Origin of the sequence: Limnofasciculus baicalensis BBK-W-15 (assembly GCF_024178385.1) — a bacterium.
Taxonomy (GTDB): Bacteria; Cyanobacteriota; Cyanobacteriia; order Cyanobacteriales; family Coleofasciculaceae; genus Limnofasciculus; species Limnofasciculus baicalensis.
The window spans coordinates 1-2,630 of record NZ_JAMZMM010000581.1 but is presented as its reverse complement, the minus strand read 5'-3'; the positions used below and the strand labels follow the sequence as shown (position 1 = coordinate 2,630).

Annotated in this window: 1 protein-coding gene; it reads left to right on the top strand. The window is 42.4% G+C overall.

Annotated features, from left to right (window positions below; translation table 11 throughout):
• Window positions 1-304 precede the first annotated feature (304 nt).
• Entirely contained in the window at window positions 305-2,182 is a 1,878-nt protein-coding gene (gene ftsH4 / locus NJ959_RS28340; RefSeq protein WP_254015105.1) for an ATP-dependent zinc metalloprotease FtsH4, read from the top strand.
• Window positions 2,183-2,630 lie beyond the last annotated feature (448 nt).

Genomic DNA, 2,630 nt, shown 5'->3' with positions numbered 1-2,630 from the left:
GTATAAGCTGTTACGGTTAACACTACCTAATCCTACGTGTAAAGCCATAGCAACAAATCTTTACATTTTCTATATTGATTTATAGAAAGACAAACAGGGCGACTTCACTTCTTCCCCTTGTAGGTGAGGTAAAGCACAATTCCGCTGTTTTGGAATTCAGGATTCAAAATACCAAATTAACAATTATCTTGTTGTGGATTTTGAATTATGAATTTTGAATAGTAACTAATCCTGCTACCCTAAAAAAGGGGTCTTTCTGCCCAAACACATAAAAGTTTATATAACTGAAAAACAACAGAAACCCATGAGTATTAAAGACAAACCTCAACCATCTCGAAGCAGACAGATTGGCAATATTCTGCTCATCGTCGCAGGTGCATTCTTCCTATTTAACCTAGTCTCACCGTTTATATTCGGTCCGCAAATTCCTCGCGTACCATATAGTATGTTCATCAATCAGGTGCAAGGTGGAGAAGTCTCGCGGGCTTCTGTGGGACAAAACGAGATCCGCTACCAGCTTAAAGGTGAGGAAAATCAACCAGGCGCAGTCCTTTCAACCACCCCAATATTCGATATGGACTTGCCCAAGCGCCTAGAAGATAATGAAGTAGAATTTGCCGCACCACCCCCAAAAAACAATTTATTTGGTAGTATCTTGGGCTGGGTGATTCCCCCACTAATTTTCGTCGCTATTTGGCAGTTTTTTATCGGACGTAGTGGCGGTATGGGGGGTGCGCAAGGAGCGCTCTCTATTAACAAGAGCAAAGCGAAGGTTTACGTCGAAAGCGATGCTAATAAAACTACATTTAATGATGTAGCTGGAGTCGAAGAAGCGAAAACTGAGTTAGTGGAAATTGTTGAATTTTTGAAAACACCCCAGCGCTTTACCAATATTGGGGCACGGATTCCCAAAGGTGTCCTGCTAGTGGGACCTCCGGGAACCGGAAAAACGCTGCTAGCCAAAGCAGTAGCTGGAGAAGCTGGCGTACCATTTTTCAGTATATCTGGTTCTGAATTTGTGGAACTATTCGTCGGTGCAGGTGCGGCGCGAGTGCGAGACTTATTTGAACAAGCGAAAAAGAAAGCACCTTGCATTATCTTTATTGATGAATTGGATGCAATTGGTAAATCTCGTTCCGGTAATGGATTTTACGGTGGTAACGATGAAAGAGAACAAACTCTCAACCAATTATTAACAGAAATGGATGGATTTGCCGCTGGAGATGCGACAGTAATCGTATTAGCAGCAACTAACCGTCCCGAAACATTAGATCCTGCTTTGTTACGTCCAGGACGCTTTGACCGTCAGGTTTTGGTAGATCGTCCCGATGTAGCTGGACGCTTGAAGATTTTAGAAATTTACGCTCAAAAAGTCAAGTTGGGTGATGATATTGATTTAAAAACAATCGCCACTCGTACTCCTGGTTTTGCTGGTGCTGATTTAGCTAATTTAGTTAATGAAGCTGCACTCTTAGCCGCACGAAATCAACGACTAACTGTCGCCCAGGAAGACTTTGCTGAAGCAATTGAACGGGTTGTGGCAGGGTTAGAGAAGAAAAGCCGGGTTCTTAACGACAAAGAGAAAAAGATTGTCGCTTATCACGAAGTAGGACATGCCTTAGTTGGGGCACTAACGCCGGGTGGAGGTAAGGTTACTAAAATATCGATTGTGCCGCGAGGAATGGCAGCATTAGGTTACACTTTACAGATGCCAACGGAAGATCGCTTTTTAATGGATGATACCGAACTTCGCGGTCAAATTGCGACTCTGTTAGGCGGACGTTCAGCAGAAGAAATTATCTTTGGTAGTATTACTACTGGTGCAGCAAATGATTTGCAACGGGCTACAGATTTAGCTGAACGAATGGTTACTACCTACGGGATGAGTAAAGTTTTAGGACCATTAGCTTATGAAAAAGGTCAGCAGAATAACTTCTTGGGAGATGGGATGATGAATCCCCGGCGAATGGTGAGTGATGATACGGCAAAAGCGATTGATGCTGAGGTGAAGGGAATTGTAGAAACGGCTCATCAGCAAGCTTTGGACATCCTCAATGCCAATCGCGATTTGTTGGAAAAGATTGCTCAGATAATTTTAGAAACTGAGGTGATTGAAGGCGATAAATTGCAAGATTTACTGAGTAAAGTGATTTCGGTAGAAAAGGTAGCTGCTGCGGTGTAAATTTTGTTGGGTGAAATATCCTAATGTTTAATTATCTGGTGTGGAATGCGGTTTGTATTCCACACTTTACTGCGTAAGTCCTATCTAAGAAACCCGACTTCTGAGTGTCATAAATATCCTCGATAAAAATTCAGCTAATTAGCGTAGAAGATTTAAGAGATATTACTGATGTCAAAGATTAGGGATACATAACAGAATAAAAAATATAGATTACCCAACTTCTGGCTATAATAAGCGATCCCGCCCGTAATCTTGTGGCGATGTCTCTGGTTGGCGTTCCCATCGCTATAATAAATACAGATATAACAGTTGCCAAGGCGGTTAAGGCATTCTCCGCTACCAAATTTTAACAAGGGGCTAGAGCCAATTGCCCTAACCGCTGTGGCGGTTGCTATACAACTACCCTCAACAGACACGCACCTCGTTGAATTCTGTAAACCATTATGAG